We start from the raw sequence: 21,556 nt of genomic DNA, 5'->3' as shown, positions 1-21,556 counted from the left end.
CGCCGCTAGCCAGAGCGACAAATGCTGATCTGCCATTGCAACATCATCACCGAAAAGGAGATAGAGCAGACGATCGTCGGACTGCTGGATGAGGACCCCTGGCAGCTGATCGTGCCGGCGAAGGTCTATCATGCCATGCACAAGCGCGGTCGCTGTTGCGGCTGCTTCCCAAATGTGGTCGAAACGATCATTCGGGTCACCGAAAATTACCACGCCCGCTCGGCGGCGAGCGGCGTGGACATCGTTTCACACCTGGATCGCGTCAGAGGCCTGCGCGTCCAATACGGGAGCAGAACCCATGAAAGGCGAACAGCAGATCATAGAGCGGCTTAACGAGGCTCTGTTTCTGGAACTTGGAGCGGTCAATCAGTACTGGGTGCATTTCCGGCTGCTGGAAGACTGGGGATACGCCAAGCTGGCGAAGAAGGAACGCGCTGAATCGATCGAAGAAATGCACCATGCCGATCGGCTCGTGGCGCGCATCATCTTCCTCGAGGGCCATCCGAACCTGCAGTCCGTGGCGCCGCTGCGCATCGGGCAGAATGTCAAGGAAGTGCTCGAATCCGATCTTGCCGGCGAATATGACGCGCGCACCGCCTACAAGCGTTCGCGCGAGGTTTGCAACGAAGCAGGCGACTACGTGACGATGAAGCTGTTCGAGGAATTGCTGGCTGACGAGGAAGGTCATATCGACTTCCTCGAGACGCAACTCGACCTGCTCGCCTCGATCGGCGAGGAAAAGTACGGCCAGCTCAACGCGGCGTCGGCCGACGAGGCGGAATAAGGATATGCGGGAATGCGGCGCTCCCTAGAGTTCTTGCGCCGCTTGCGGCCGGCCGAAGGTTGCGGCCTGCCGCCTCAGAAGAAGCCGCGATACGGTATCCTTCGCGGCGCTTTTCTTGTCGTGGTGGCGACGCTCACAGCCTCGGCGCTGGCCGGAGCGCCGCGACCGGCGGGGCTTGCCACCAGCCGCACCGATCTGACGCCGAAGGATCTGGCGCGCGTCACCGCCATTACCAGGCCGACCAGCGATTTTTCCAAGCCCGAGCAATTCGAGCTGATGCAGGGCGGCGCCGGCACCTCGAAGAAGGACGTCAACAAGGACGCCTTCTCGCAATCCTCCGCCAACATCAGCTTCGAGGAAGAGGGCACCTTCAAGCTCGGCAACGCCATTTTCCGCAAGAACTGGGTGTCGTCGCCATCCTCGACACAGGCCTCGGATGGGCTCGGTCCGCTGTTCAACGAGCGCGCCTGCCAGAACTGTCATCTGAAGGACGGTCGCGGCCATCCGCCCGAAGGCGACAGCGGCACCACCTCGATGTTCCTGCGCCTGGCAAGGGAAGCCAGTACCGAGGAGGAGAAAGCCGCGCTCGCCGATCACAAGGTGCTCAACTTCCCCGACCCGGTCTATGGCACGCAACTTCAGGAGCTAGCCGTTCCCGGCCTGCAGGGCGAAGGCAGGATGCATGTCGATTATCAGGAGCAAAAAGTAAAACTGGCGGATGGTAGCGCAGTGTCGCTGCGCAAGCCGAGCTATTCGGTCGAGGGCCTCGCCTACGAGCCGCTCGATCCACACACCACGCTGTCGCCGCGCATGACGCCGCCGATGATCGGCCTTGGCCTGGTCGAGCAGATCGCTCCTGCCGACATCCTTGCCCGCGCCGATCCGGCCGACCGCGATGGTGACGGCATTTCCGGCAGGCCCAACATAATACGCGACGGCAGCAGCGGTGAACTGACGCTCGGCCGTTTCGGCTGGAAGGCGCAGGCCGCATCGATCCGCCAGCAATCGGCGGACGCTTTTGCCGGCGATATCGGCATTTCGACGCCCGAGGTGCCGAAGCACTGGGGCGATTGCACTGCCGTAGAAAAGACCTGCCTTGCCCTACCCAACGGTGTGCAGGAGCGCCTCGGTCCGGTCGAAGCGCCGCCGCCCGTCATGGACCTCGTGACCTTCTATTCGCAAAACCTTGCCGTGCCGGCCCGGCGCGACCTCGACAGACCGGACGTGCTCGCCGGCAAAAAACTGTTCTACGATATGGGCTGCATCTCCTGCCATACGCCGAAATTCGTCACCCGCCGCGGCACCCCGAACAAGGCGCAGGCCTTCCAGCTGATCTGGCCGTATTCCGATTTCCTGCTGCATGACATGGGACCGGGCCTTGCCGACGGCCAGGCGGTGGGCGAGGCCACGGGAAGCGAATGGCGCACGCCGCCGCTGTGGGGCATCGGGCTCACCCAGACCGTCAGCGGCAACACCTTCTTCCTGCATGACGGGCGCGCGCGCAGCCTGGCCGAGGCGATCCTGTGGCATGGCGGCGAGGGCCAGAAGGCGCGTGACCGCTTTGCCGCTGCCGATGCGGCCGACCGCGCCGCGCTGATCAAGTTTCTGGAGTCGCTCTGATGCCGAAGCGTCTTGCGTCTGCACTCGTTCTGATGCTGGTCCTCGCCGGTGCGCTGCCGGCATCCGCGGTGGTGAAGGCTTCGGATGTGATCCAGCGGGCGATCGACGGCTTCGTCCGCCCGGCCTATGCCAGGCTGCATGACCATGCGGACAGCTTGACCGAGGCCATGCACACGCTTTGCCAGACGCCCTCGCAAGACAATCTCGATGCGGCGCGCGCCGAATTCTCGGGTGTCGTGGATGCCTGGTCGGTGGTGGAAATCATCCGTTTCGGGCCGATCGCGGAAAACAACCGGCTTGAGCGCATGCTGTTTTGGCCGGACCGCAAGAGCATCGGCCTGAAGCAGGTGCAGGCAGCACTTGCCGGCAAGGATCCGACAGCCGCCGATCCGGCCCAGCTGGCGACAAAGAGCGTCGCCATGCAAGGGCTCGGCGCACTGGAATTCGTGCTCCATGGCGACGGCGCCGATCAATTGGCCGGCAGGGACGACGCCTATCGCTGCGCCTATGGCGCGGCCATTGCCGGCAATATCGAGGCAATCGCCGGCGAGGTCGGCAATGCCTGGACCAAGCCCGACGGCTTTGCCGCGCTCTGGGCCAATGCGGGTCCGCAGAACGCGCTCTATCACGACGGCGCCGAAGCGGTGACCGAACTGGTCGGCGTCTTCATCAACGAGCTGGAAATGGTGCGCGACGTGCGCCTGAAAAGCTTCCTGGGCGCCAAGCCGGAGGCCGACAAACCGAAACAGGCGATCTATTGGCGCTCGCAAAACACCGCCCGCTCGCTGACCGGGAATCTGGCGGGAATGGACGCGCTATTCCAGGCCTCGCAGCTTGGCGAAGCGCTGTCGCCCGATGCGCGCTGGATGGCGGAATCGGTCCACATCCAGCTCACCAACGGGATCGAGGCGGCCAAGGCATTCAGGGGTCCGATCGACAAGGCACTTGCCGATCCGGCGCTGCGCCAGAAGCTCGACTATTTCTCGCTGGTGACATCCAGCCTGACGAGCCTGATCGGCACCAGGCTGACCGCCGAATTCGGCCTGACCGCCGGCTTCTCGTCACTGGATGGCGACTGATCATGAGGACGCCGCTGATCGATCGGCGCGATTTCCTGAGGGCCGCAGGCGCTGGTTTCGTCGCGGCGATGGCGCCGTCAGCCTGGGCAAAGACACTCGACGCCGACGCGGTCTTCGCCACCGCTTTCGTCAAGCGCGACGGCGGCTATGGCGCGGCCATCCTGTCCGAGGCCGGCAAGTTGTTGCACACGATCGATCTGCCCGATCGGGGCCACGACGTTACCTTCGACCCGGTGTCCAAGCGTTCGGTGGTGTTTGCCAGGCAGCCGGGCACCTTTGCTGTCGTCTTCGACCATACCGGCCGCGGTGAACCGCACACCATTGCCAGCGTTGCCGGCCGGCACTTCTTCGGCCATGGCGTGTTCTCGGCCGACGGTGCGCTGCTCTACGCCACCGAGAACGATTTCGACAATGCCGCCGGCGTCGTCGGCATCTATGACGCGCATGCGAAATTCAAGCGCATCGGCGAGTTCCCGACCTATGGCACAGGCCCGCACGAGCTTTTGCTGCTTTCCGACGGCAGGACGATTGCTGTGGCCAATGGCGGCATCGAGACGCATCCGGATTATGGCCGCGCCGAGCTCAATATCGCAACGATGAAGCCGTCCTATGTTCTGGTCGACCGCCTTACCGGCGATCTCACCGAAAAGCACGAATTGCCGCCGGCCCTGCACCAGCTATCGATCCGCCATATGGATGCCGACCGCTCCGGCACCGTCTGGTTCGGCTGTCAGTATAGGGGGCCGGGCACCGATCGCCCCCCGCTGGTCGGCCGCGCGGCGCGTGGCAAGGACTTGCAATTGCTCGACATGTCGCAGGATGTGCTCTCCGGCTTCAGGAACTATATCGGCTCGGTCGCCGCCAACCCTGCCGCCGGCACTATCGCCGTGTCTTCGCCTGAGGGCAATTCGCTTGCCGTGATCGACGCGGCCAGCGGCCGCATCGTCGCCACCAAGGCGCTGGTCGAGGTCTGCGGCGTTGCACCCGATGGGGAGAGCTTCATGGCGACGACCGGCGCCGGCGAAATCGTCGAGGCCGGTGGCTCGATCCGTTCCGAGCCGGACTATGTCTGGGACAATCACGTGCTGCGTATCGAGCAGGTCGGCTAGTCCCGATACTTATTGTGGCGATTGCGTGCGTTGAAACTTACATTCGTGGACCCGCGCCGAAGCAAAGTCGCCTGACGATTTATCCATTATTCCCTTGCGGGGATCAGCCCTGGCGGGCAGAGGGAAGCTGTTTTCGAAACTGTCTCAACCGGCCGCTTCATGAAATTGCTTGCCATCGACTGTGCCGCCAATCTCTGCGCCGCCTGCGTCTACGACGCGGCGGACGGGAAAGAGCTCGGCCGTTCGGTGCTCGATCTCGGCAAGGGTCATGCCGAGCATCTGATGGGTGTCATCGAAGGGGCGTTGAAGGCGGCCGGAACGGACTTTAGCGGCCTCGGCGCCATTGCCGTTTCCACCGGTCCGGGCTCCTTCACCGGTCTGCGCGTCGGCGTCTCGGCGGCGCGCGGCCTTGCTCTGGCACTGAAAATCCCGGCGATCGGCGTGACGACTCTGGAAGCACTGGCGGCGCAAGCGAGAGTAACGTTTCCCGGCCGCGCCGTTCTCGCCGCGCTCGATGCAGGGCGCGAGGAAATCCATGCGGCACTTTACGATGAAGCATCCGTTTTGACTTACGGTCCCTCGGTGACCACGCTTTCGCAAGCCGCCGCCATCGCGGTTGACTGCTCCGCGGTTCTTGCCGGCACCGCGACATCGCAAATTGCCGCCTCGGTCGGGCGCGCTTTTGATACAGGCCCGATCGGGGCCACCGCCGACATCGCCGTCTATGCCCGGCTGGCCGCGGCCCAAGGTGCCGGTAAAAAGGGCGAGGGCGAAAAGCCGAAGCCGCTCTATCTGCGCGGCGCCGACGCCAAGCCGCAGGCCGGCTTTGTTTTATCGAGGCAAAAAAACTGATGCGCATTCCGTTCCTCCAGCCGCGCCGCAGGGACTATGCGCTCGAGCCGCTGACGATTGCCGACAGCGCGGCCATGTCGGTGCTGCATCGCGAGGATTTCGCGCGGCCGTGGACCGACGACGAATTCGCCGCACTGCTCGAGCAGGATACGGTGTTCGGCTATGCCGCGCGCGAGACCGGACAGGGTGCCAAGCCGCCGGTCGGCTTCGTGCTCGCGCGGCTGGCGGCCGGCGAGGGGGAGATCCTGACGGTCGCGGTGGCACGTTCGCATCGGCGCCGGGGGCTCGGCTGGCAATTGATGGACGCGGTGCTGCGTGAACTGCACGCACAGCGCGCCGAGGCACTTTTCCTCGAGGTAGACGAGACCAATGTCGCCGCGATCGCGCTCTACCGGCGGCTCGGCTTCCGCGAGGTCGGCAAGCGCGCCAACTATTACAAGTCGCCGGAGCACGGCCCGACCGGCGCGCTTGTCATGCGCCGCGATCTTCGCTAGCCAAACGCCGGGGTGGTGCGGATGATCGGAAAAATCAGGATTTTCCTGGCGCTGGGGCTGGTTGTCGTCGGCTCATTGGTGCTTGTGCCGCTGCAGATCCTGTCGATGAGGACCGGACTCTGGCGCGAGACCTTCATCCTGAAGATCTGGCACAGGATGATCGTCAGGGCGCTGGGGCTGCGCATCCATGTCAAGGGAGCGCTGTCCGGCCAGCGCCCATTGCTGATTGCTGCCAACCACATCTCCTGGACCGACATCATGGTGCTGGGGTCGATGGTCGACGTGACGTTCATCGCCAGGGCCGACATGGCCGGCTGGCCGCTGATCGGCATGCTGTCGAAGCTGCAGCGCACCGTCTTCATCGAACGTGAGCGTAAGCGTTCGTCGGGCGACCAGGCGAGCGAGATCGCCGGCCGCATGGCCAAGGGCGACGCCATGGTACTGTTCGCCGAAGGCTCGACCGGCGACGGCAACATGATCCTGCCGTTCAAGAGCACGCTGTTCGGCGCCGCTACAATGGCGATTGCTGAAGGGGCGGCCGAACAGGTCTTCATCCAGCCGGTGGCCATCGTCTATACGCGTCTGCATGGCGTGCCGCTCGGCCGCCGGCATCGGCCGGTTGCCGCCTGGATTGGCGATGAGGAGCTGATGCCGCACCTCAAGGTGCTGATGGCCGAGGGCGCCCTCGACGTCGAGGTGCATTTTGGCGAGGCGATTGCTTTCTCCAAGGGCTCCAGCCGCAAGGAGACGGCAAAGCAGATGGAACGCCAGGTGCGCGAGATGGTGCAGGCGGCGCTCGCCGAACCGCGCCCAAGCCGGTAAGCTGCGCGGGTTCCGGCCAGATTCGTCTGTTTTTTGTCAGGGAAAGGCGCTAGAAGCCGCGAAATGGAATTGAACACGATAGAACGCGACGACATCGGCGCTGCCGCCGAAGACCTGGTCGTTCCGGCTGCCGCGACCAGGAAGGTCTTCGTCAAGACCTATGGCTGCCAGATGAACGTCTACGATTCGCAGCGCATGACCGATGCTCTGGCGGCCGACGGCTATGCCGCGACAGACGCCATCGGCGAGGCCGATCTGGTGCTGCTCAACACCTGCCACATCCGCGAAAAAGCGGCGGAAAAAGTCTATTCCGAACTTGGTCGCATCCGTGAGTTGAAGGCGGAACGTGCCAAGGCCGGGCGCGAAATGCTGGTCGGCGTCGCCGGCTGCGTGGCGCAGGCCGAGGGTGCCGAGATCATCCGTCGCTCGCCGGCCGTCGATCTGGTCATCGGTCCGCAGACCTACCACCGGCTGCCCGGTGTGCTGGCGAGGGCGCGTGGCGGCGAAAAGATCGTCGAGACCGACTATGCCGTCGAGGACAAGTTCGAGCATCTTCCGCAGCCAAAGCGCGCCGAACTGATCAGGCGCGGCGTGACGGCGTTCTTGACCGTTCAGGAAGGCTGCGACAAGTTCTGCACCTTCTGTGTCGTGCCCTATACGCGCGGCTCGGAAGTCTCGCGGCCGGTGGCACAGATCGTCGCCGAGGCCGAGCGCCTGGCGGATGCCGGCGTGCGCGAGGTGACGCTGCTCGGCCAGAACGTCAATGCCTGGCACGGAAGAGGCGAAAACGGCGAGGAATGGGGCCTTGGCCGGCTGCTGTTCAGGCTGGCCGAGATTCCGGGTCTGGCGCGGCTGCGCTACACGACCAGCCATCCGCGCGATATGGACGATGAATTGATCGCCGCCCATCGTGATTTGCCTGCGCTGATGCCCTATCTACATTTACCGGTGCAATCCGGCTCCGACCGCATACTCAAGGCGATGAACCGCAGGCATATGGCCAAGGACTATCTGACGTTGATCGACCGCATCCGTGCCGCACGGAACGACATCGCACTGTCCGGCGATTTTATCGTCGGCTTTCCCGGTGAGACGGAAGCGGATTTCGAGGCGACCATGCAGTTGGTGGAAGACGTCAACTATGCCTCGGCCTTCTCGTTCAAATATTCTCCGCGCCCCGGCACGCCGGGCGCGGAGATGAGCGATCACGTGCCGGAGGCCGTCAAGGACGAGCGCCTGCAGCGGCTGCAGGCGCTGCTTCTGAAACAGCAGCAGGATTTCGGCGCAAGCCTGGTCGGCAGGACTATCGACACGCTGATCGAAAAGCCGGGCCGCCAGGCCGGCCAGAAGGTTGGCCGCTCGCCCTGGCTGCAGCCGGTTATTGTTGATGAAAAGGCCGGCGAAATCGGTGACATTATCCAGGTACGAATCACGAAGACGGGCTACAACAGCCTGTTCGCCGAATTGGCCTGAAGGCCTCGGCAGATGAGGAGAGACGGTTGAGCGCTGCTGAAGTCAAGAATCTGCCCCAGAATCTACCCTCCGGGGCCTCGGATATGGCGCACATCGTACTGACTTTCGACAATAACAAGCTTGCCAGCGCCCTTTACGGCCAGTTCGACGAGAATCTGGCCAGGCTCGAGCAGAAGCTCGGCGTCGACATCCGCTCGCGCGGCAATCAATTGACCATCAAGGGCTCTTCCTCGGCCGCCGAGCAGGCACGCCGCGCCTTGGACAATCTTTACGGCATTCTGCAGAAAGGCACCGATATCGGCCAGTCCGATGTCGACGGCGCCGTGCGCATGGCGATCGCCACCGACGACCAGCTGACGCTGCCGACGCTGGAGCGCAAGGGCAAGGTGTCCGCCGCCCAGATATCGACGCGCAAGAAGACCATCTATGCCCGCTCGCTCAACCAGGACGCCTACATGCGCGCGCTGGAGCGGTCGGAACTCGTCTTCGGCATCGGCCCGGCCGGCACCGGAAAGACCTATCTGGCGGTGGCGCATGCGGCAATGCTGCTCGAACGCGGCATGGTCGAACGCATCGTGCTGTCGCGCCCCGCGGTCGAGGCCGGTGAGCGGCTTGGCTTTCTGCCGGGTGACATGAAGGAGAAGGTCGATCCCTATCTGCGGCCGCTCTATGATGCGCTCTACGACATGATGCCGGCCGACAAGGTCGAGCGGGCGATTGCCGCCGAGGTCATCGAGATTGCGCCGCTGGCATTCATGCGCGGCCGTACGCTGGCGCACGCTGCCGTCATCCTCGACGAGGCGCAGAACACCACGCCGATGCAGATGAAGATGTTCCTGACCCGGCTCGGCGAGAACTCGCGCATGATCGTCACCGGCGATCCGACCCAGATCGATCTGCCGCCAAACACCAAGTCCGGCCTGGTCGAGGCGCTGAGAATCCTCGACGGCGTCACCGGCATGGTGACCGTACGCTTCAATGAAGGCGACGTCGTCAGGCATCCGCTGGTCGCCGAGATCGTCAAGGCCTACGACCGTGACGGCAAGCTGGCCAGGGGCTTGGGTGTCGAAAGTTGATATGATTATGCGGCCGCATGGCTGAGGAGCAAAAGGCGGGGGGGCCGCTTCCCGTCGAAATCGATGTGGCGATCGAGGCGGGCGACTGGCCCGACGAGGCGGTGCTGATGCGGCTTGTCGACCGCGCCGTCTCGGCCGCCTTTGCCGAAACCGGTGCAGACGGCCGTTCCGAGCTCAGCATCGTCTTTTCCGACGATGCCCATATCCGTACGCTCAATGCCGCCTGGCGCGGCAAGGACAAGCCGACTAACGTCCTGTCTTTCCCGGCTTTTCCGTTTGCCAGGGGCGGGCCTCTGCCGCCGATGCTCGGCGACATCGTGCTGGCCGCCGAGACTGTCGTGCGCGAGGCGGCACTGGAAGACAAGCCCGTCGAGGACCATATCTCCCATCTCGTCATCCATGGCCTGCTGCATTTGCTCGGCTATGATCACGAAACCGATGCCGAAGCGGAACTGATGGAAGCGACAGAGCGCGCAGCACTTGCGAGGCTTGCCATTCCCGATCCCTACACGTAATTACAAAAGACCAATTGACCGGACGATGATGAACGACAAACCAGAGACTGCCGCCCGCTCCGACGCCGGCAGTGCGATCAAGCCTTCCGAAACGACGGAAGAGGGCTCGAGTCCGAGTACCACGACCGGCAGCTTCGCCAGCGAGGCATCGCCTGCCGGTCCTTCCCTGTTCGATCGCGTGCTCGGGCTTTTCAGGCACCGCAACGGCACCAGCCTGCGCGAGGAGATTGCCGGTGCGCTCGCCGAAACGGCGAGCGATGCAGAATCCTTCTCGCCCGGCGAACGCGCCATGCTCAACAACATCCTGCGCCTGCGCGAAGTGCGGGTCGAGGACGTCATGGTGCCGCGCGCCGACATCGAGGCGGTCGAGATCACCACGAAGCTGGGTGATCTTCTGGGGCTGTTCGAGCAGTCCGGCCATTCCCGCATGCCGGTCTATTCCGAGACGCTCGACGACCCGCGCGGCATGGTTCATATCCGCGACGTGCTGGCGCACATCACCAAGGTCGCCCGCGTCAGAAAGGGCAGGACGACCAGGAAAACCCCGGTCGCGACGGTTCTCGATCTCGCCCAGGTCGATCTGGCGCGCACCATCGGCGATCTCAACCTGATCCGACCGGTGCTGTTCGTGCCGCCGTCGATGCTCGCCTCCGACCTGATGGGGCGAATGCAGACGACGCGCACCCAGATGGCGCTGGTCATCGACGAATATGGCGGCACCGACGGTCTCGTCTCGCTCGAGGATATCGTCGAGATGGTGGTCGGCGACATCGAGGACGAGCACGACGAGGACGAGCCGATGATTACCCAGGCCGGCGAAGGCGTCTTCATCGTCGACGGCAAGGCCGAGATCGATGACGTCGCCAAGATGATCGGCGAGGATTTCGCCGCCGGCGAGCACGGCGAATATGTCGACACGATCGGCGGCATGATCTTCAACACGCTTGGTCGGGTGCCGGCGCGCGGCGAAGTGGTGCAGGCCATACCCGGCTTCGAGTTCCATGTGCTCGACGCCGATCCGCGCCGCGTCAAGCGCGTGCGCATCGTCGAGACCTTGAAGGGCGAGCGGCGGCGCCGCGCCGTCCGCACCGAGCAGGCTTAGGGTTCATTTGGAACCGGGGCTCCGGCCTGATAAATCTTGCTTCCTGATTCGCACGACTCGGAAGCATAGATGGAGCGCCAGGCCGGCCGGATAATTCTGCTTTGGGGCTGGCGGCGCGCGCTGGTGGCGTTTCTTGCCGGGGCGCTGGCGGTTCTTGCCCAGGCGCCTTACGATTTCTTCGCCGTCTGTTTCGTTTCGTTCCCGCTGCTGGTGTGGCTCCTCGACGGCGCGACCGGCGAAGCCTCGGACGGTTTTCTGCGGCGCTTGCGGCCGGCTTTCGCCACCGGCTGGTGGTTCGGTTTCGGTTACTTTCTTGCCGGTCTCTGGTGGGTCGGCTCGGCGCTGCTGGTCGAGGCCGACAGCTTTGCCTGGGCCTTGCCGTTCGCGGTGGTCGGCATCCCCCTCGCGCTGGCCTTCTTTTACGGTTTCGCTGCCGTGGTTGCCCGGCTGTTGTGGAGCAACGACATTGGCCGCATCGCCGCGCTCGCCTTCGGTTTTGCGCTGGCGGAATGGCTGCGCGGCTTCCTGTTCACCGGCTTTCCGTGGAATGCCGTCGGCTATGCGGCGATGCCGGTGCCTTTGCTGATGCAGAGCGTATCGGTGACCGGCATGGTCGGCATGAACGCCCTTGCGGTCTTCGTCTTCGCGCTCCCGGCCCTGCTTGCGGCGCGCCAGCAGCTTCGCCTCGGCGCGGCATTGCTTGTCGTTCTCGTCGCCGCCGATGCCGGCTTCGGTTATATCAGGCTCGCCGCCCCCGAAAAGCCGGCGGCCCGCAGCCTCGACGTCCGTATCGTGCAGCCTGCCGTCGACCTCACGGAAAAATGGGATGCCTCGGTGCGTGACCGCATCTTCGCCACCATGATGGGCCTTTCGGCCAAGGCGCCGGAACCCGGCCATGACAGGCCGCAATTGATCCTGTGGCCGGAGACCTCCGTGCCGTTTCTGTTCACCGAACGTCCGGATGCCCTGCCTGCCATCGGAGAGATGCTTGGCGATGGCCAGATGCTGGTTGCCGGCGTCGTTCGCGAGGAAGGCGGCTCGGCGACCGGCAGCCGTTACTACAACTCGGTAGTGGCGATCGACGAAAGGGGCGAAATCGTCGATGCCGTGGACAAGGTCCATCTGGTACCCTTTGGCGAATATCTACCTTTCGCCGATCTGCTCGGCCGCTTCGGGCTTGAGCAGCTTGTTGCCGGCCCGATGACCTTCGCGGCCGGCAATGAGCGGCACCCGATCGCGCTGCCCGGCGGCATCCTGGCGCTGCCGTTTATTTGCTATGAGGTCATCTTTCCCGATCTGATCGCAGTTGACGCTACGTCAGCCGAGCTTATTGTGAACGTCACCAATGACGCCTGGTTCGGCGACACGCCGGGGCCGTACCAGCACTTCAGGCAGGCGCAGATCCGGGCGGTGGAGAATGGGGTGCCCCTGTTGCGCGCGGCTAATAACGGCATTTCGGCCGTTGTCGACCCGCGCGGTCGCATCGTCGACGCGCTGGCAATCGATGCACGCGGCGCCATCGATGTGCGTGTGCCGATCTCCAACCAAGCCATCGTTTCCTCCGGCCAACGACGCATTAACGGAATGCTGATCATGTTTTTGCTTGCCGTTGCGGCATGCATTTTGAACGTAAGGCAAAGGCTACGGGCGAATTGACAGCCGACACATTAGAAACTCATACTGTAAGCGCCTGAAAAATTATCGAAGTCGATAGGTCGTTCTGTTGGGGCACGGGCCGCCGTCTTCGTTTGGGCAGCAAAATAGAAAAAGCCGGAAAAATTCGGCGAGGAAAAAATGACAGAAGAAAACAAGAAAAAGCCGAATCCGATCGACATCCACGTCGGAAGCCGTATCCGGCTTCGCCGCAATATGCTGGGAATGAGCCAGGAAAAACTGGGCGAAAACCTCGGCATAACGTTCCAGCAGATCCAAAAGTACGAAAAGGGCACCAATCGCGTCGGCGCCAGCCGTTTGCAGGCAATCGCCTCCATACTCGGCGTGCCCGTCGCCTTCTTTTTCGAGGATGCGCCCGGTCAGGAGCCCGTGGGCAACCGTGGATTTGCCGAGGATGCGTCGATGACCTCCGCCGTCGCGTTCTGCGGCAGCCCGGAAGGCCTCCAGCTGAACCGCGCCTTCGTCAAGATCGCCGACGTGAAAGTGCGCCGCAAGATCATTGAGCTTGTGAAGTCGCTCTCCGCCGACGAGGTCGATTGACTGGCCCGTGAAGAGTTCAAAGAGGAAGAGGTCGTCGTAGCTGGGATGTAATTTCTCGCGGCTGCGCGCATCGAGGGATGTGCATTCCGCAGATGCGCTAAAGCGCGGATCGATTTTGCCCGACACGCTTCCTCGAAGCCATTTTCCTCAGTCTGTTGGTGCAAGGGCTGATGGCAGTGCGCCCTGCCGCCATCTCGGGATGCAAAGATAATAACGTCAAAATTCATGCCAGAACGGCTGCACGGCTTGACGAGCGGCGCCCGGCACCGTTAACAACTGGCGCGCCAAAATCGGCAGCCTGCCGATATTTTTTCAAGAGGGGACACCCGTGACGCGGCACAATTACTTCTTCACCTCGGAATCCGTTGCCGAGGGCCATCCCGACAAGGTCTGCGACCGTATCTCCGACGAGATTGTAGATCTCGTCTATCGCGAAGCCAGAAAGACCGGCATGGACCCGTGGAAGGTCCGCGTTGCCTGCGAGACGCTTGCGACGACCAATCGCGTTGTCATCGCCGGTGAGGTGCGCGTCCCCGAGACGCTGCTCAAGAAGGACAAGGAGGGCAACATCCTGAAGGATGCGGCCGGTCATCCGCTTGTCAACCCGGCCAAGTTCAAGTCGGTCGCCCGCAAGGCAATCCGCGAAATCGGCTACGAGCAGGCAGGCTTCCACTGGAAGACGGCCAAGATCGAGGTCCTGCTGCACGGCCAGTCGCCGGATATCGGCCAAGGCGTCGACAACGCCTCCGACCGGCAAGGCGAGGAAGGAGCCGGCGACCAGGGCATTATGTTCGGCTATGCCTGCCGCGAGACGCCGGACCTGATGCCGGCGCCGATCTACTACAGCCACAAGATCCTCGAACTGCTGGCCGCTGCGCGCCATGAAGGCAGCGGTGATGCAGGCAGGCTCGGGCCGGATGCCAAGAGCCAGGTTACAGTCCGCTATGTCGACGGCAAAGCGGCGGAAGTGACGCAGATCGTGCTGTCGACCCAGCATCTCGATGAGACGTGGGATTCGAAGAAGGTGCGCAACGTCGTCGAGCCCTATATTCGCGAAGCACTGGGCGACCTGAAGATCGCCGATAATTGCAACTGGTACATCAACCCGACCGGCAAGTTCGTCATCGGCGGGCCTGACGGCGACGCCGGCCTGACCGGCCGCAAGATCATCGTCGACACCTATGGTGGGGCTGCGCCTCATGGCGGCGGCGCTTTTTCTGGCAAGGACACCACCAAGGTCGACCGCTCGGCGGCCTATGCGGCGCGCTATCTCGCCAAGAACGTGGTTGCCGCGAAGCTTGCCGATCGTTGCACTATCCAGCTTTCCTATGCGATCGGTGTCGCCCAGCCGCTGTCGATCTACGTCGACCTGCACGGCACCGGCAAGGTCGACGAGGCAAAGCTCGAGCGTGCGCTGCGCACCGTGATGGACCTGTCGCCGTCCGGCATCCGCCGCCACCTCGATCTCAACAAGCCGATCTATGCCAAGACGTCGTCCTACGGCCATTTTGGCCGCAAGGCCGGCCGCGACGGATCCTTCTCCTGGGAGAAGACCGATCTCGCCAAGGCGCTCAAGGACGCTCTCGCCGAACCAGTCGCCGAAGCAGTCGCCGCCTAACCGCGGCGCCTATGGACCCGAAGGACCGGCCAAGCCGTGCGACCGAGGCATTTTTCGGTCGCCGGCGCGGCAAGACCATTCGACCGCGACAGGCGGCGGCGCTGGAGAGCGGCTTCGCCGTTTACAGGCTCGATCTGACGGTCGAACCGCCAGCCGATCTGCGCAGCCTTTTCGAAGCCGAAGTTTCGGCTGTCCAGCTCGAAATCGGTTTTGGCGGCGGCGAACATCTTCTGCACCGTGCCACGGCCAGCCAGGCGACCGGCTTTATCGGCGTCGAGCCCTTCGTCAACGGCATGGCCAAGATGATGATGGCGGTCCGGGAGCGGCCGCTTGCCAATCTGCGCGTCTATGACGACGACGCCACACGCCTGCTGGACTGGCTGCCGCAGGCTTCGCTTGACGGCATCGATCTTCTCTACCCGGATCCGTGGCCGAAGAAGAAACACTGGAAGCGGCGCTTCGTCAGCCCGATCAATCTCGACCGCTTCGCGCGCGTCCTGAAGCAAGGCGGAAAGTTCCACTTTGCGTCCGACATCGACAGCTATGTGAACTGGACACTGCTGCATTGCCGGGCGCACGGCGCCTTCATGTGGCAGGCAAGCGAAGCAACCGACTGGCACCGGCCCTATGATGGCTGGCCGGGGACGCGCTATGAGGCCAAGGCCATTCGCGAAGGCCGACGGCCCGCCTATCTCACCTTCGTGCGGAAATAAGCAGGAAATCCGAGCTGAGCAAAAGGCGAGCGGGCCGAAGGCTCTCGTCGCTCACATGGCTCAGAAGCGACGGATCTTGTCGAAGGCGGCCGGCTCCATGCCTAGATTGCGCAAATCATGCGCATGCGGCTTGCGACCGCTTTCCACAGCCCGCGACGCTGCTACGGCGCTGCCGAACACGCTAAAGACATCGCCTATGGCTGAAAAAAATCCACGATTGTTCATGGTGGTACCCTTTCGAGCGCAGTGAGCGCTCCAATTGTGCAATGCAACATAGATAGTCGTGCGTCGCCGGTGCTCAAAGGGGGATCACTGCATGGGCGCCATGCATTTGGCGCAGCGCTGCGGACTCGAACCTTGCTGTTATGCACGACGGGCTTGAAACGAGCACCATGATCGTCTATATCAGCTTCAAATTCTTGGTCGGTATGACGAAGAGTGGGTCCACCCGGTCCCGCTCTTTTTTATTACCTGCCGGCCAAACAGGAATCGAGCGACAGGGACCGAATGACAGTGACGGCAAGCGAAGGCGACGACCGCATCATCCGCGAAAGCGGCATCGATGCGCGCATCGCGCTGATCGTTCAGCCGGTACTGCGCGCCATCGGCTTCCGCTTGGTGCGTGTGCACCTGTCGGGCCAGAACGGGCTGACGCTGCAGATCATGGCCGAGGGCGAGGACGGCACCATGACGGTCGAGGATTGTGAAGAGGTCAGCCGGGCGGTGTCGCCGGCGCTCGATGTCGATGATCCGATCGAGAAGGCTTATCATCTCGAAGTATCGTCGCCGGGCATCGACCGGCCGCTGGTCCGCAAATCGGACTTTGCAGCCTGGACCGGCCATCTGGTGAAGATGGAAACGTCGGTTCTCGTCGCCGACCGCAAGCGCTTCAAGGGCAAGATCGCCGAAAGCGACGCGGACGGTGTGCTGATCGAGCGCGACAAGGCCGCTTACGGCGAGGAGCCTACGGTGCGTGTCCCCTACGATGCGATTGCCGAAGCGCGGCTGATTCTGACCGACGACCTTATCCGCGATGCGCTGTCGAAGGACAATCGGGCGCGCAAGGAAGCCAGGAAACGCCGCGGCGAACCCGAAGATGCACCAGAGGGTGCGGAAGACGAAACCGAACAGGAAATGTGATTGGGCTGCCGGCCGTAAAGGTTGGCAACAAGCTCGGGAGAAAGAAGATGGTTGTAAGCGCCAACAGGCTTGAACTGCTGCAGATCGCCGATGCGGTCGCGCGTGAAAAGTCGATCGACAAGTCGATCGTCATCGCCGCCATGGCCGATGCGATCCAGAAGGCCGCGCGCTCGCGTTACGGCCAGGAAACCAACATCCGCGCCGACATCAACGCCAACACCGGCGAGATGAAGCTGCAACGGCTGATGGAAGTGGTCGAGAAGGTCGACGATTACGCGACGCAGATTGCCATTTCCTCGGCGCGCGAGCGCAATCCGGACGCCCAGCTCGGCGATTTCATCGCCGAACAGCTGCCGCCGATGGATTTCGGTCGCATCGCCGCCCAGTCGGCCAAGCAGGTTATCGTGCAGAAGGTGCGCGAGGCCGAGCGCGACCGGCAATATGACGAATACAAGGACCGTATCGGCGAGATCGTCAACGGCACCGTCAAGCGCGTCGAATACGGCAACGTCATCGTCGATCTCGGCCGCGGCGAGGCGATCATCCGCCGCGACGAGCTGATCCCGCGCGAAAACTACAAGTATGGCGATCGCGTCCGCGCCTATGTCTATGACGTGCGCCGCGAACAGCGCGGCCCGCAGATCTTCCTGTCGCGCACCCATCCGCAGTTCATGGCGAAGCTGTTCACTATGGAAGTGCCGGAAATCTACGACGGCATCATCGAGATCAAGTCGGTCGCCCGCGATCCGGGTTCGCGCGCCAAGATCGCTGTCATCTCGCGCGACAGCTCCATCGATCCGGTCGGCGCCTGCGTCGGCATGCGCGGCAGCCGCGTCCAGGCGGTCGTCGGCGAATTGCAGGGCGAGAAAATCGACATCATTCCGTGGTCGCCTTCGGCCGCGTCCTTCATCGTCAATGCGTTGCAGCCGGCGGAAGTCGCCAAGGTCGTGCTCGACGAGGATGCCGAGCGCATCGAGGTCGTCGTTCCCGACGATCAGCTGTCGCTGGCCATCGGCCGCCGTGGCCAAAACGTCCGTCTTGCGTCGCAGCTCACCGGCTGGGACATTGACATTCTGACCGAGCAGGAAGAGAGCGAACGGCGCCAGAAGGAATTCGTCGAACGGTCGTCGCTGTTCATGGAAGCCCTCGACGTCGACGAGATGGTCGGCCAGGTGCTCGCTTCCGAAGGCTTCACCAGCGTCGAGGAGGTCGCGTATGTCGACTCCGGCGAAATCGCGTCGATCGACGGCTTCGACGAGGACACGGCTTCGGAAATCCAGACCCGCGCCCGCGAATATCTGGAAAAGATCGAAGCCGAGCATGACGAGAAGCGCAAGGCGCTCGGCGTCAAGGACGAGCTGCGCGAGATTCCCGGCATCACCACCGCCATGATGGTGACGCTCGGCGAGGACGGCGTGAAGACGATCGAGGATTTCGCCGGCTACGCCGCCGACGACCTGACCGGCTGGAAGGAACGCAAGGACGGCGAGACGAAGGTATTCCCGGGTGTGCTCGCCAATCATGGTGTGTCGCGCGCCGATGCCGAGCAGATGGTCTTGGCCGCCCGCCTAAAGGCTGGCTGGATCACCGAAGACGAGCTTGCTGCCGAGGGCGTGCCGGCTGACGAAACCGTCGGTGCGTGAGGTGAAACCGCATCGCACCGAACCCGCCCTTGGACGAGATGAACGATCGCACCTGCATCGTCACCCGCAGGCAAGCCGAACCGGATGAGCTGATCCGTTTCGTCGTCGGCCCGGATTCGGCCGTCGTTCCGGACATCAAGAGAAACCTGCCCGGCCGCGGTTGCTGGGTGACCGCCGACCGCCTACATATAGACAAGGCAGCGGCGAAGAACCTGTTTGCCCGTGCTTTTAAGGCGCAGGTGACCGTGCCAGCCGATCTTGGCGGCATGGTCGACGCGCTGCTTTCCAGGTCCGCTCTGGGCATGCTTGGCCTGGCCCGCAAGGCGGGCGCCATAGCGCTCGGAGCGACCAAGGTCGAGAGCGCCGTGCGCGGCGGACTTGCACTTTTCGTGCTCCACGCGACCGAGGCTTCCGACGATGGCGTCCGCAAGATAAGCCAGGCGCGACGGGCAACCGTCCACCTCGGCGGGCCTGCGATCCGCGCTTACAAACTTTTCTCCGAGGCCGAGTTGAGCTTGGCATTGGGGGGTACAAATGTGATACATGCTGCCGTTCTCGCGGGAGACGCGGGCAGGGCGGTCCAGAAGCGTATGGTTGCGCTCGACCGATATCGGGGCGGTTCCCCGGACGATCTGGCAATGCTTGCGGCCGTTGCTGACGAAGATGATGCCGCAGAGGATATGGAATGAGCGATACGAAATCGGGCGACGACAAGACGCTGAGTGTTACGCCGAAGAAGACCTTGACGCTGAAGCGCCCCGGTATGGAACAGGGCACTGTGCGCCAGAACTTCTCGCACGGCCGCACCAAGTCGGTGGTTGTCGAGACCAAGAAGCGCAAGTTCTCGCTGCCCGGCGACAAGCCGGAGCCGGCGGCAGCGCCTGTGTCCGTCTTCACGCCGAAGCCGGTCGCGGCAGCGCCTGCCGTGCAGGAAGCTCCCAAGGCGGCGCCGCCTCCGCCGCCAGTCGAACGCAGCGGCATGGTGCTGAACGAATTATCGCGCCAGGAAATGGAAGCACGCCGCCGGGCTCTCGAAGGCTCGAAGGTGCGCGACGTCGAGGATCGCCAACGCGCCATCGAGGAGGCCAAGCGCCGCAGCGAGGACGAAGAGCGCCGCCGCCGCGAGCGCGAGGAATCGGCCCGCCGTCAGGCCGAGGAAGAGGCGCGGCTGCAAGCCGAGGCCGAATCCCGCCGCCGTGCCGAGGAAGAGGCACGCCGCCGTGCGCCCCTGGCCGCCGAACTGGCGACAGTCGATGACGAGGAAGAGGTCAAGCCGAAGCGGACGGGTGCCGGTGCACCAGTGCGCCGTCTGGTCACGCCCGAAGTGGCGCGTCCAGCCAAGCCGACCAAGGGCGAGGAAGACCGCCGCCGCGGCAAGCTGACGCTGAATTCGGCGCTCTCCGACGAGGATGCGCGCGCCCGCTCGCTGTCGTCGATGCGCCGCCGTCAGGAGAAATTCAAGCGCGCGTTGCATAACGAGCCACGCGAGAAAGTCATGCGTGAAGTGATCCTGCCCGAAACCATCACCATCCAGGAGCTGGCGCAGCGCATGTCCGAGCGCGCTGTCGACGTGGTCAAGTTCTTCATGAAGCAGGGCCAGATCCTGAAGCCTGGCGACGTCATCGACGCCGACACGGCCGAACTGGTCGCGACCGAATTTGGCCACACGGTCCGTCGCGTCGCCGAGTCCGACATCGAAGAGGGCTTGTTCAACATCGCCGATCGTCCCGAGGACCTGCAGCCGCGTCCGCCGGTGGTAACGATCATGGGCCATGTCGATCACGGCAAGACCTCGTTGCTCGATGCAATCCGAAATGCCAACGTGGTGTCCGGCGAAGCCGGTGGCATTACCCAGCATATCGGCGCCTATCAGGTCGAGAAGAACGGTAACAAAATTACCTTCATCGACACGCCCGGCCACGCCGCCTTCACGGCGATGCGTGCCCGCGGCGCCCAGGCGACCGATATTGCCATTCTCGTGGTGGCGGCCGACGACAGCGTGATGCCGCAGACGATCGAATCGATCAATCACGCCAAGGCGGCCGGCGTTCCGATCATCGTGGCGATCAACAAGATCGATAAGCACGACGCCGACCCGCAGAAGGTGCGCTCGGAACTGCTGCGCCATGAGGTGTTCGTCGAATCCATGGGCGGCGAGGTGCTGGATGTCGAGGTGTCGGCGACTAAGGGCATCAATCTCGACAAGTTGCTCGAAGCGATCCTGCTGCAGGCCGAAATCCTCGACCTGAAGGCCAATCCGGACCGCACCGCCGAAGGCGTTGTCATCGAAGCCCAACTCGACAAGGGCCGCGGCCCAGTCGCAACCGTGCTGGTGCAGACCGGCACGTTGATGCCGGGCGACATTCTCGTCGCCGGCAACGAGTGGGGCCGGGTACGCGCGCTGGTCAACGATCGCGGCGAGCAGGTCAAGGAAGCGCCACCGGCAATGCCGGTGGAAGTCCTCGGTCTGCAAGGTACGCCGCTGGCCGGCGACCGCTTCGCCGTTGTCAACAACGAGGCCCGCGCCCGCGAGATCACTGAATATCGCCAGCGCCTGGCGCGCGAGAAGGCGGTGGCCAGGCATGCCGGCCAGCGCGGCTCGCTTGAACAGATGATGTCGCAATTGCAGACCAGCGGATTGAAGGAATTCCCGCTGGTCATCAAGGGCGACGTGCAGGGCTCGATCGAGGCGATCAACGCGGCGCTCGACAATCTCGGCACCGACGAGGTACGCGCCCGCATCGTCCATGCGGGGGCTGGCGGTATCACCGAAAGCGACGTGTCGCTGGCGGAAACCTCCGGGGCTGCGATCATCGGCTTCAACGTTCGCGCCAATGCGCAGGCCCGCGCGGCCGCAGCTGCGGCAGGCATCGAGATCCGCTACTATTCGATCATCTACAATCTGGTCGACGATGTGAAAGCGGCGCTCTCCGGCCTGCTCTCGCCGGAGCGTCGCGAGACCTTCATCGGCAATGCCGAGATCCTCGAAATCTTCGACATCACCAAGGTCGGCAAGATCGCCGGCTGCCGTGTCACCGAAGGCAAGGTCGAGCGTGGTGCGGGCGTCCGCCTGATCCGCGACAACGTCGTCATCCACGAAGGCACGCTGAAGACCCTGAAGCGCTTCAAGGATGAGGTTTCGGAAGTTCCGGGCGGCCAGGAATGCGGCATGGCCTTCCAGAACTACGAGGATATGCGCGTCGGTGACGTCATCGAGTGCTTCCGCGTCGAGATGGTGACCAGGACGCTCTGAATTCGAGCACCTTGAGTTCGACCACATATTGAGACCGGGCGGTGGTCGA

20 protein-coding genes are annotated in these 21,556 nt (G+C 63.4%); all 20 read left to right on the top strand.

What is annotated here, in order from left to right:
* The first annotated feature begins 21 nt into the window (after positions 1 to 21).
* The 20 genes from NKI95_RS08530 to infB all read left to right on the top strand — a co-directional run bounded on the left by NKI95_RS08530 (position 22) and on the right by infB (position 21,507).
* Positions 22 to 333, top strand: a complete 312-nt coding sequence (locus NKI95_RS08530) for a (2Fe-2S)-binding protein (RefSeq protein WP_023676882.1) — start codon at positions 22 to 24, stop codon at positions 331 to 333.
* A complete protein-coding gene (gene bfr / locus NKI95_RS08525) occupies positions 299 to 784 on the top strand; it encodes a bacterioferritin (protein WP_023676883.1) in 486 nt (161 codons plus the stop codon). The genes NKI95_RS08530 and bfr overlap by 35 nt, the downstream gene beginning before the upstream one ends.
* 12 nt (positions 785 to 796) lie before the next feature.
* Positions 797 to 2,404 (top strand): di-heme oxidoreductase family protein, encoded by a 1,608-nt coding sequence (locus NKI95_RS08520; protein ID WP_352715828.1) that lies wholly within the window; start codon positions 797 to 799, stop codon positions 2,402 to 2,404.
* A complete protein-coding gene (locus NKI95_RS08515) occupies positions 2,404 to 3,483 on the top strand; it encodes an imelysin family protein (protein ID WP_352715826.1) in 1,080 nt (359 codons plus the stop codon). The genes NKI95_RS08520 and NKI95_RS08515 overlap by 1 nt, the downstream gene beginning before the upstream one ends.
* A 2-nt stretch (positions 3,484 to 3,485) precedes the next feature.
* A complete protein-coding gene (locus NKI95_RS08510; protein ID WP_352715825.1) occupies positions 3,486 to 4,592 on the top strand; it encodes a DUF1513 domain-containing protein in 1,107 nt (368 codons plus the stop codon).
* 159 nt (positions 4,593 to 4,751) lie between these two features.
* Entirely contained in the window at positions 4,752 to 5,444 is a 693-nt protein-coding gene (gene tsaB, locus NKI95_RS08505; RefSeq protein WP_352715823.1) for a tRNA (adenosine(37)-N6)-threonylcarbamoyltransferase complex dimerization subunit type 1 TsaB, read from the top strand.
* Positions 5,444 to 5,938 (top strand): ribosomal protein S18-alanine N-acetyltransferase, encoded by a 495-nt coding sequence (gene rimI / locus NKI95_RS08500; RefSeq protein ID WP_352715821.1) that lies wholly within the window; start codon positions 5,444 to 5,446, stop codon positions 5,936 to 5,938. The genes tsaB and rimI overlap by 1 nt, the downstream gene beginning before the upstream one ends.
* A gap of 21 nt (positions 5,939 to 5,959) precedes the next feature.
* On the top strand, positions 5,960 to 6,760 hold the full coding sequence (gene olsA / locus NKI95_RS08495; RefSeq protein WP_352715819.1) for a lyso-ornithine lipid O-acyltransferase: 801 nt from the start codon (positions 5,960 to 5,962) through the stop codon (positions 6,758 to 6,760).
* A gap of 63 nt (positions 6,761 to 6,823) precedes the next feature.
* A complete protein-coding gene (gene miaB, locus NKI95_RS08490; RefSeq protein ID WP_352715818.1) occupies positions 6,824 to 8,233 on the top strand; it encodes a tRNA (N6-isopentenyl adenosine(37)-C2)-methylthiotransferase MiaB in 1,410 nt (469 codons plus the stop codon).
* Between the two features lie 83 nt (positions 8,234 to 8,316).
* The gene (locus tag NKI95_RS08485; RefSeq protein WP_352464821.1) at positions 8,317 to 9,309 is read left to right on the top strand and encodes a PhoH family protein; all 993 of its coding nucleotides are present in this window, start codon (positions 8,317 to 8,319) and stop codon (positions 9,307 to 9,309) included.
* A 17-nt stretch (positions 9,310 to 9,326) separates the two neighbouring features.
* The gene (gene ybeY, locus NKI95_RS08480; RefSeq protein WP_352715815.1) at positions 9,327 to 9,824 is read left to right on the top strand and encodes an rRNA maturation RNase YbeY; all 498 of its coding nucleotides are present in this window, start codon (positions 9,327 to 9,329) and stop codon (positions 9,822 to 9,824) included.
* A gap of 28 nt (positions 9,825 to 9,852) precedes the next feature.
* Positions 9,853 to 10,926 (top strand): hemolysin family protein, encoded by a 1,074-nt coding sequence (locus tag NKI95_RS08475; RefSeq protein WP_254816261.1) that lies wholly within the window; start codon positions 9,853 to 9,855, stop codon positions 10,924 to 10,926.
* Positions 10,927 to 10,995: 69 nt separating this feature from the next.
* A complete protein-coding gene (gene lnt / locus NKI95_RS08470) occupies positions 10,996 to 12,582 on the top strand; it encodes an apolipoprotein N-acyltransferase (protein ID WP_352715814.1) in 1,587 nt (528 codons plus the stop codon).
* 138 nt (positions 12,583 to 12,720) lie between these two features.
* Positions 12,721 to 13,140, top strand: coding sequence for a helix-turn-helix domain-containing protein (locus NKI95_RS08465; RefSeq protein WP_352715811.1), 420 nt, complete (start codon positions 12,721 to 12,723; stop codon positions 13,138 to 13,140).
* Positions 13,141 to 13,468: 328 nt separating this feature from the next.
* Positions 13,469 to 14,758 (top strand): methionine adenosyltransferase, encoded by a 1,290-nt coding sequence (gene metK / locus NKI95_RS08460; protein ID WP_352715809.1) that lies wholly within the window; start codon positions 13,469 to 13,471, stop codon positions 14,756 to 14,758.
* An 11-nt stretch (positions 14,759 to 14,769) separates the two neighbouring features.
* Positions 14,770 to 15,471 (top strand): tRNA (guanine(46)-N(7))-methyltransferase TrmB, encoded by a 702-nt coding sequence (gene trmB, locus NKI95_RS08455; protein WP_352715807.1) that lies wholly within the window; start codon positions 14,770 to 14,772, stop codon positions 15,469 to 15,471.
* Positions 15,472 to 15,978: 507 nt separating this feature from the next.
* The gene (rimP, locus tag NKI95_RS08450; protein ID WP_352715805.1) at positions 15,979 to 16,611 is read left to right on the top strand and encodes a ribosome maturation factor RimP; all 633 of its coding nucleotides are present in this window, start codon (positions 15,979 to 15,981) and stop codon (positions 16,609 to 16,611) included.
* 47 nt (positions 16,612 to 16,658) lie between these two features.
* Positions 16,659 to 18,254, top strand: coding sequence for a transcription termination factor NusA (nusA, locus tag NKI95_RS08445; RefSeq protein ID WP_023676901.1), 1,596 nt, complete (start codon positions 16,659 to 16,661; stop codon positions 18,252 to 18,254).
* 38 nt (positions 18,255 to 18,292) lie between these two features.
* On the top strand, positions 18,293 to 18,943 hold the full coding sequence (locus tag NKI95_RS08440) for an RNA-binding protein (RefSeq protein ID WP_023719562.1): 651 nt from the start codon (positions 18,293 to 18,295) through the stop codon (positions 18,941 to 18,943).
* The gene (gene infB / locus NKI95_RS08435) at positions 18,940 to 21,507 is read left to right on the top strand and encodes a translation initiation factor IF-2 (protein WP_352715804.1); all 2,568 of its coding nucleotides are present in this window, start codon (positions 18,940 to 18,942) and stop codon (positions 21,505 to 21,507) included. The genes NKI95_RS08440 and infB overlap by 4 nt, the downstream gene beginning before the upstream one ends.
* The last annotated feature ends 49 nt before the right edge of the window (positions 21,508 to 21,556 follow it).

The organism is Mesorhizobium sp. M0306 (assembly GCF_040321655.1).
In the GTDB taxonomy this organism is placed as follows: Bacteria; Pseudomonadota; Alphaproteobacteria; order Rhizobiales; family Rhizobiaceae; genus Mesorhizobium.
This window is presented reverse-complemented; position numbering and strand designations above follow the sequence as displayed.

Coding starts and splice junctions, on each gene's coding strand:
- tsaB (WP_352715823.1), top strand. CDS start 4,752: ATGAAATTGCTTGCCATCGACTGTGCCGCCAATCTCTGCGCCGCCTGC.
- ybeY (WP_352715815.1), top strand. CDS start 9,327: ATGGCTGAGGAGCAAAAGGCGGGGGGGCCGCTTCCCGTCGAAATCGAT.
- NKI95_RS08440 (WP_023719562.1), top strand. CDS start 18,293: ATGAACGATCGCACCTGCATCGTCACCCGCAGGCAAGCCGAACCGGAT.
- NKI95_RS08515 (WP_352715826.1), top strand. CDS start 2,404: ATGCCGAAGCGTCTTGCGTCTGCACTCGTTCTGATGCTGGTCCTCGCC.
- NKI95_RS08510 (WP_352715825.1), top strand. CDS start 3,486: ATGAGGACGCCGCTGATCGATCGGCGCGATTTCCTGAGGGCCGCAGGC.
- NKI95_RS08530 (WP_023676882.1), top strand. CDS start 22: ATGCTGATCTGCCATTGCAACATCATCACCGAAAAGGAGATAGAGCAG.
- miaB (WP_352715818.1), top strand. CDS start 6,824: ATGGAATTGAACACGATAGAACGCGACGACATCGGCGCTGCCGCCGAA.
- NKI95_RS08485 (WP_352464821.1), top strand. CDS start 8,317: ATGGCGCACATCGTACTGACTTTCGACAATAACAAGCTTGCCAGCGCC.
- nusA (WP_023676901.1), top strand. CDS start 16,659: ATGGTTGTAAGCGCCAACAGGCTTGAACTGCTGCAGATCGCCGATGCG.
- lnt (WP_352715814.1), top strand. CDS start 10,996: ATGGAGCGCCAGGCCGGCCGGATAATTCTGCTTTGGGGCTGGCGGCGC.
- bfr (WP_023676883.1), top strand. CDS start 299: ATGAAAGGCGAACAGCAGATCATAGAGCGGCTTAACGAGGCTCTGTTT.
- trmB (WP_352715807.1), top strand. CDS start 14,770: ATGGACCCGAAGGACCGGCCAAGCCGTGCGACCGAGGCATTTTTCGGT.
- NKI95_RS08475 (WP_254816261.1), top strand. CDS start 9,853: ATGAACGACAAACCAGAGACTGCCGCCCGCTCCGACGCCGGCAGTGCG.
- NKI95_RS08520 (WP_352715828.1), top strand. CDS start 797: ATGCGGCGCTCCCTAGAGTTCTTGCGCCGCTTGCGGCCGGCCGAAGGT.
- infB (WP_352715804.1), top strand. CDS start 18,940: ATGAGCGATACGAAATCGGGCGACGACAAGACGCTGAGTGTTACGCCG.
- NKI95_RS08465 (WP_352715811.1), top strand. CDS start 12,721: ATGACAGAAGAAAACAAGAAAAAGCCGAATCCGATCGACATCCACGTC.
- olsA (WP_352715819.1), top strand. CDS start 5,960: ATGATCGGAAAAATCAGGATTTTCCTGGCGCTGGGGCTGGTTGTCGTC.
- rimI (WP_352715821.1), top strand. CDS start 5,444: ATGCGCATTCCGTTCCTCCAGCCGCGCCGCAGGGACTATGCGCTCGAG.
- rimP (WP_352715805.1), top strand. CDS start 15,979: ATGACAGTGACGGCAAGCGAAGGCGACGACCGCATCATCCGCGAAAGC.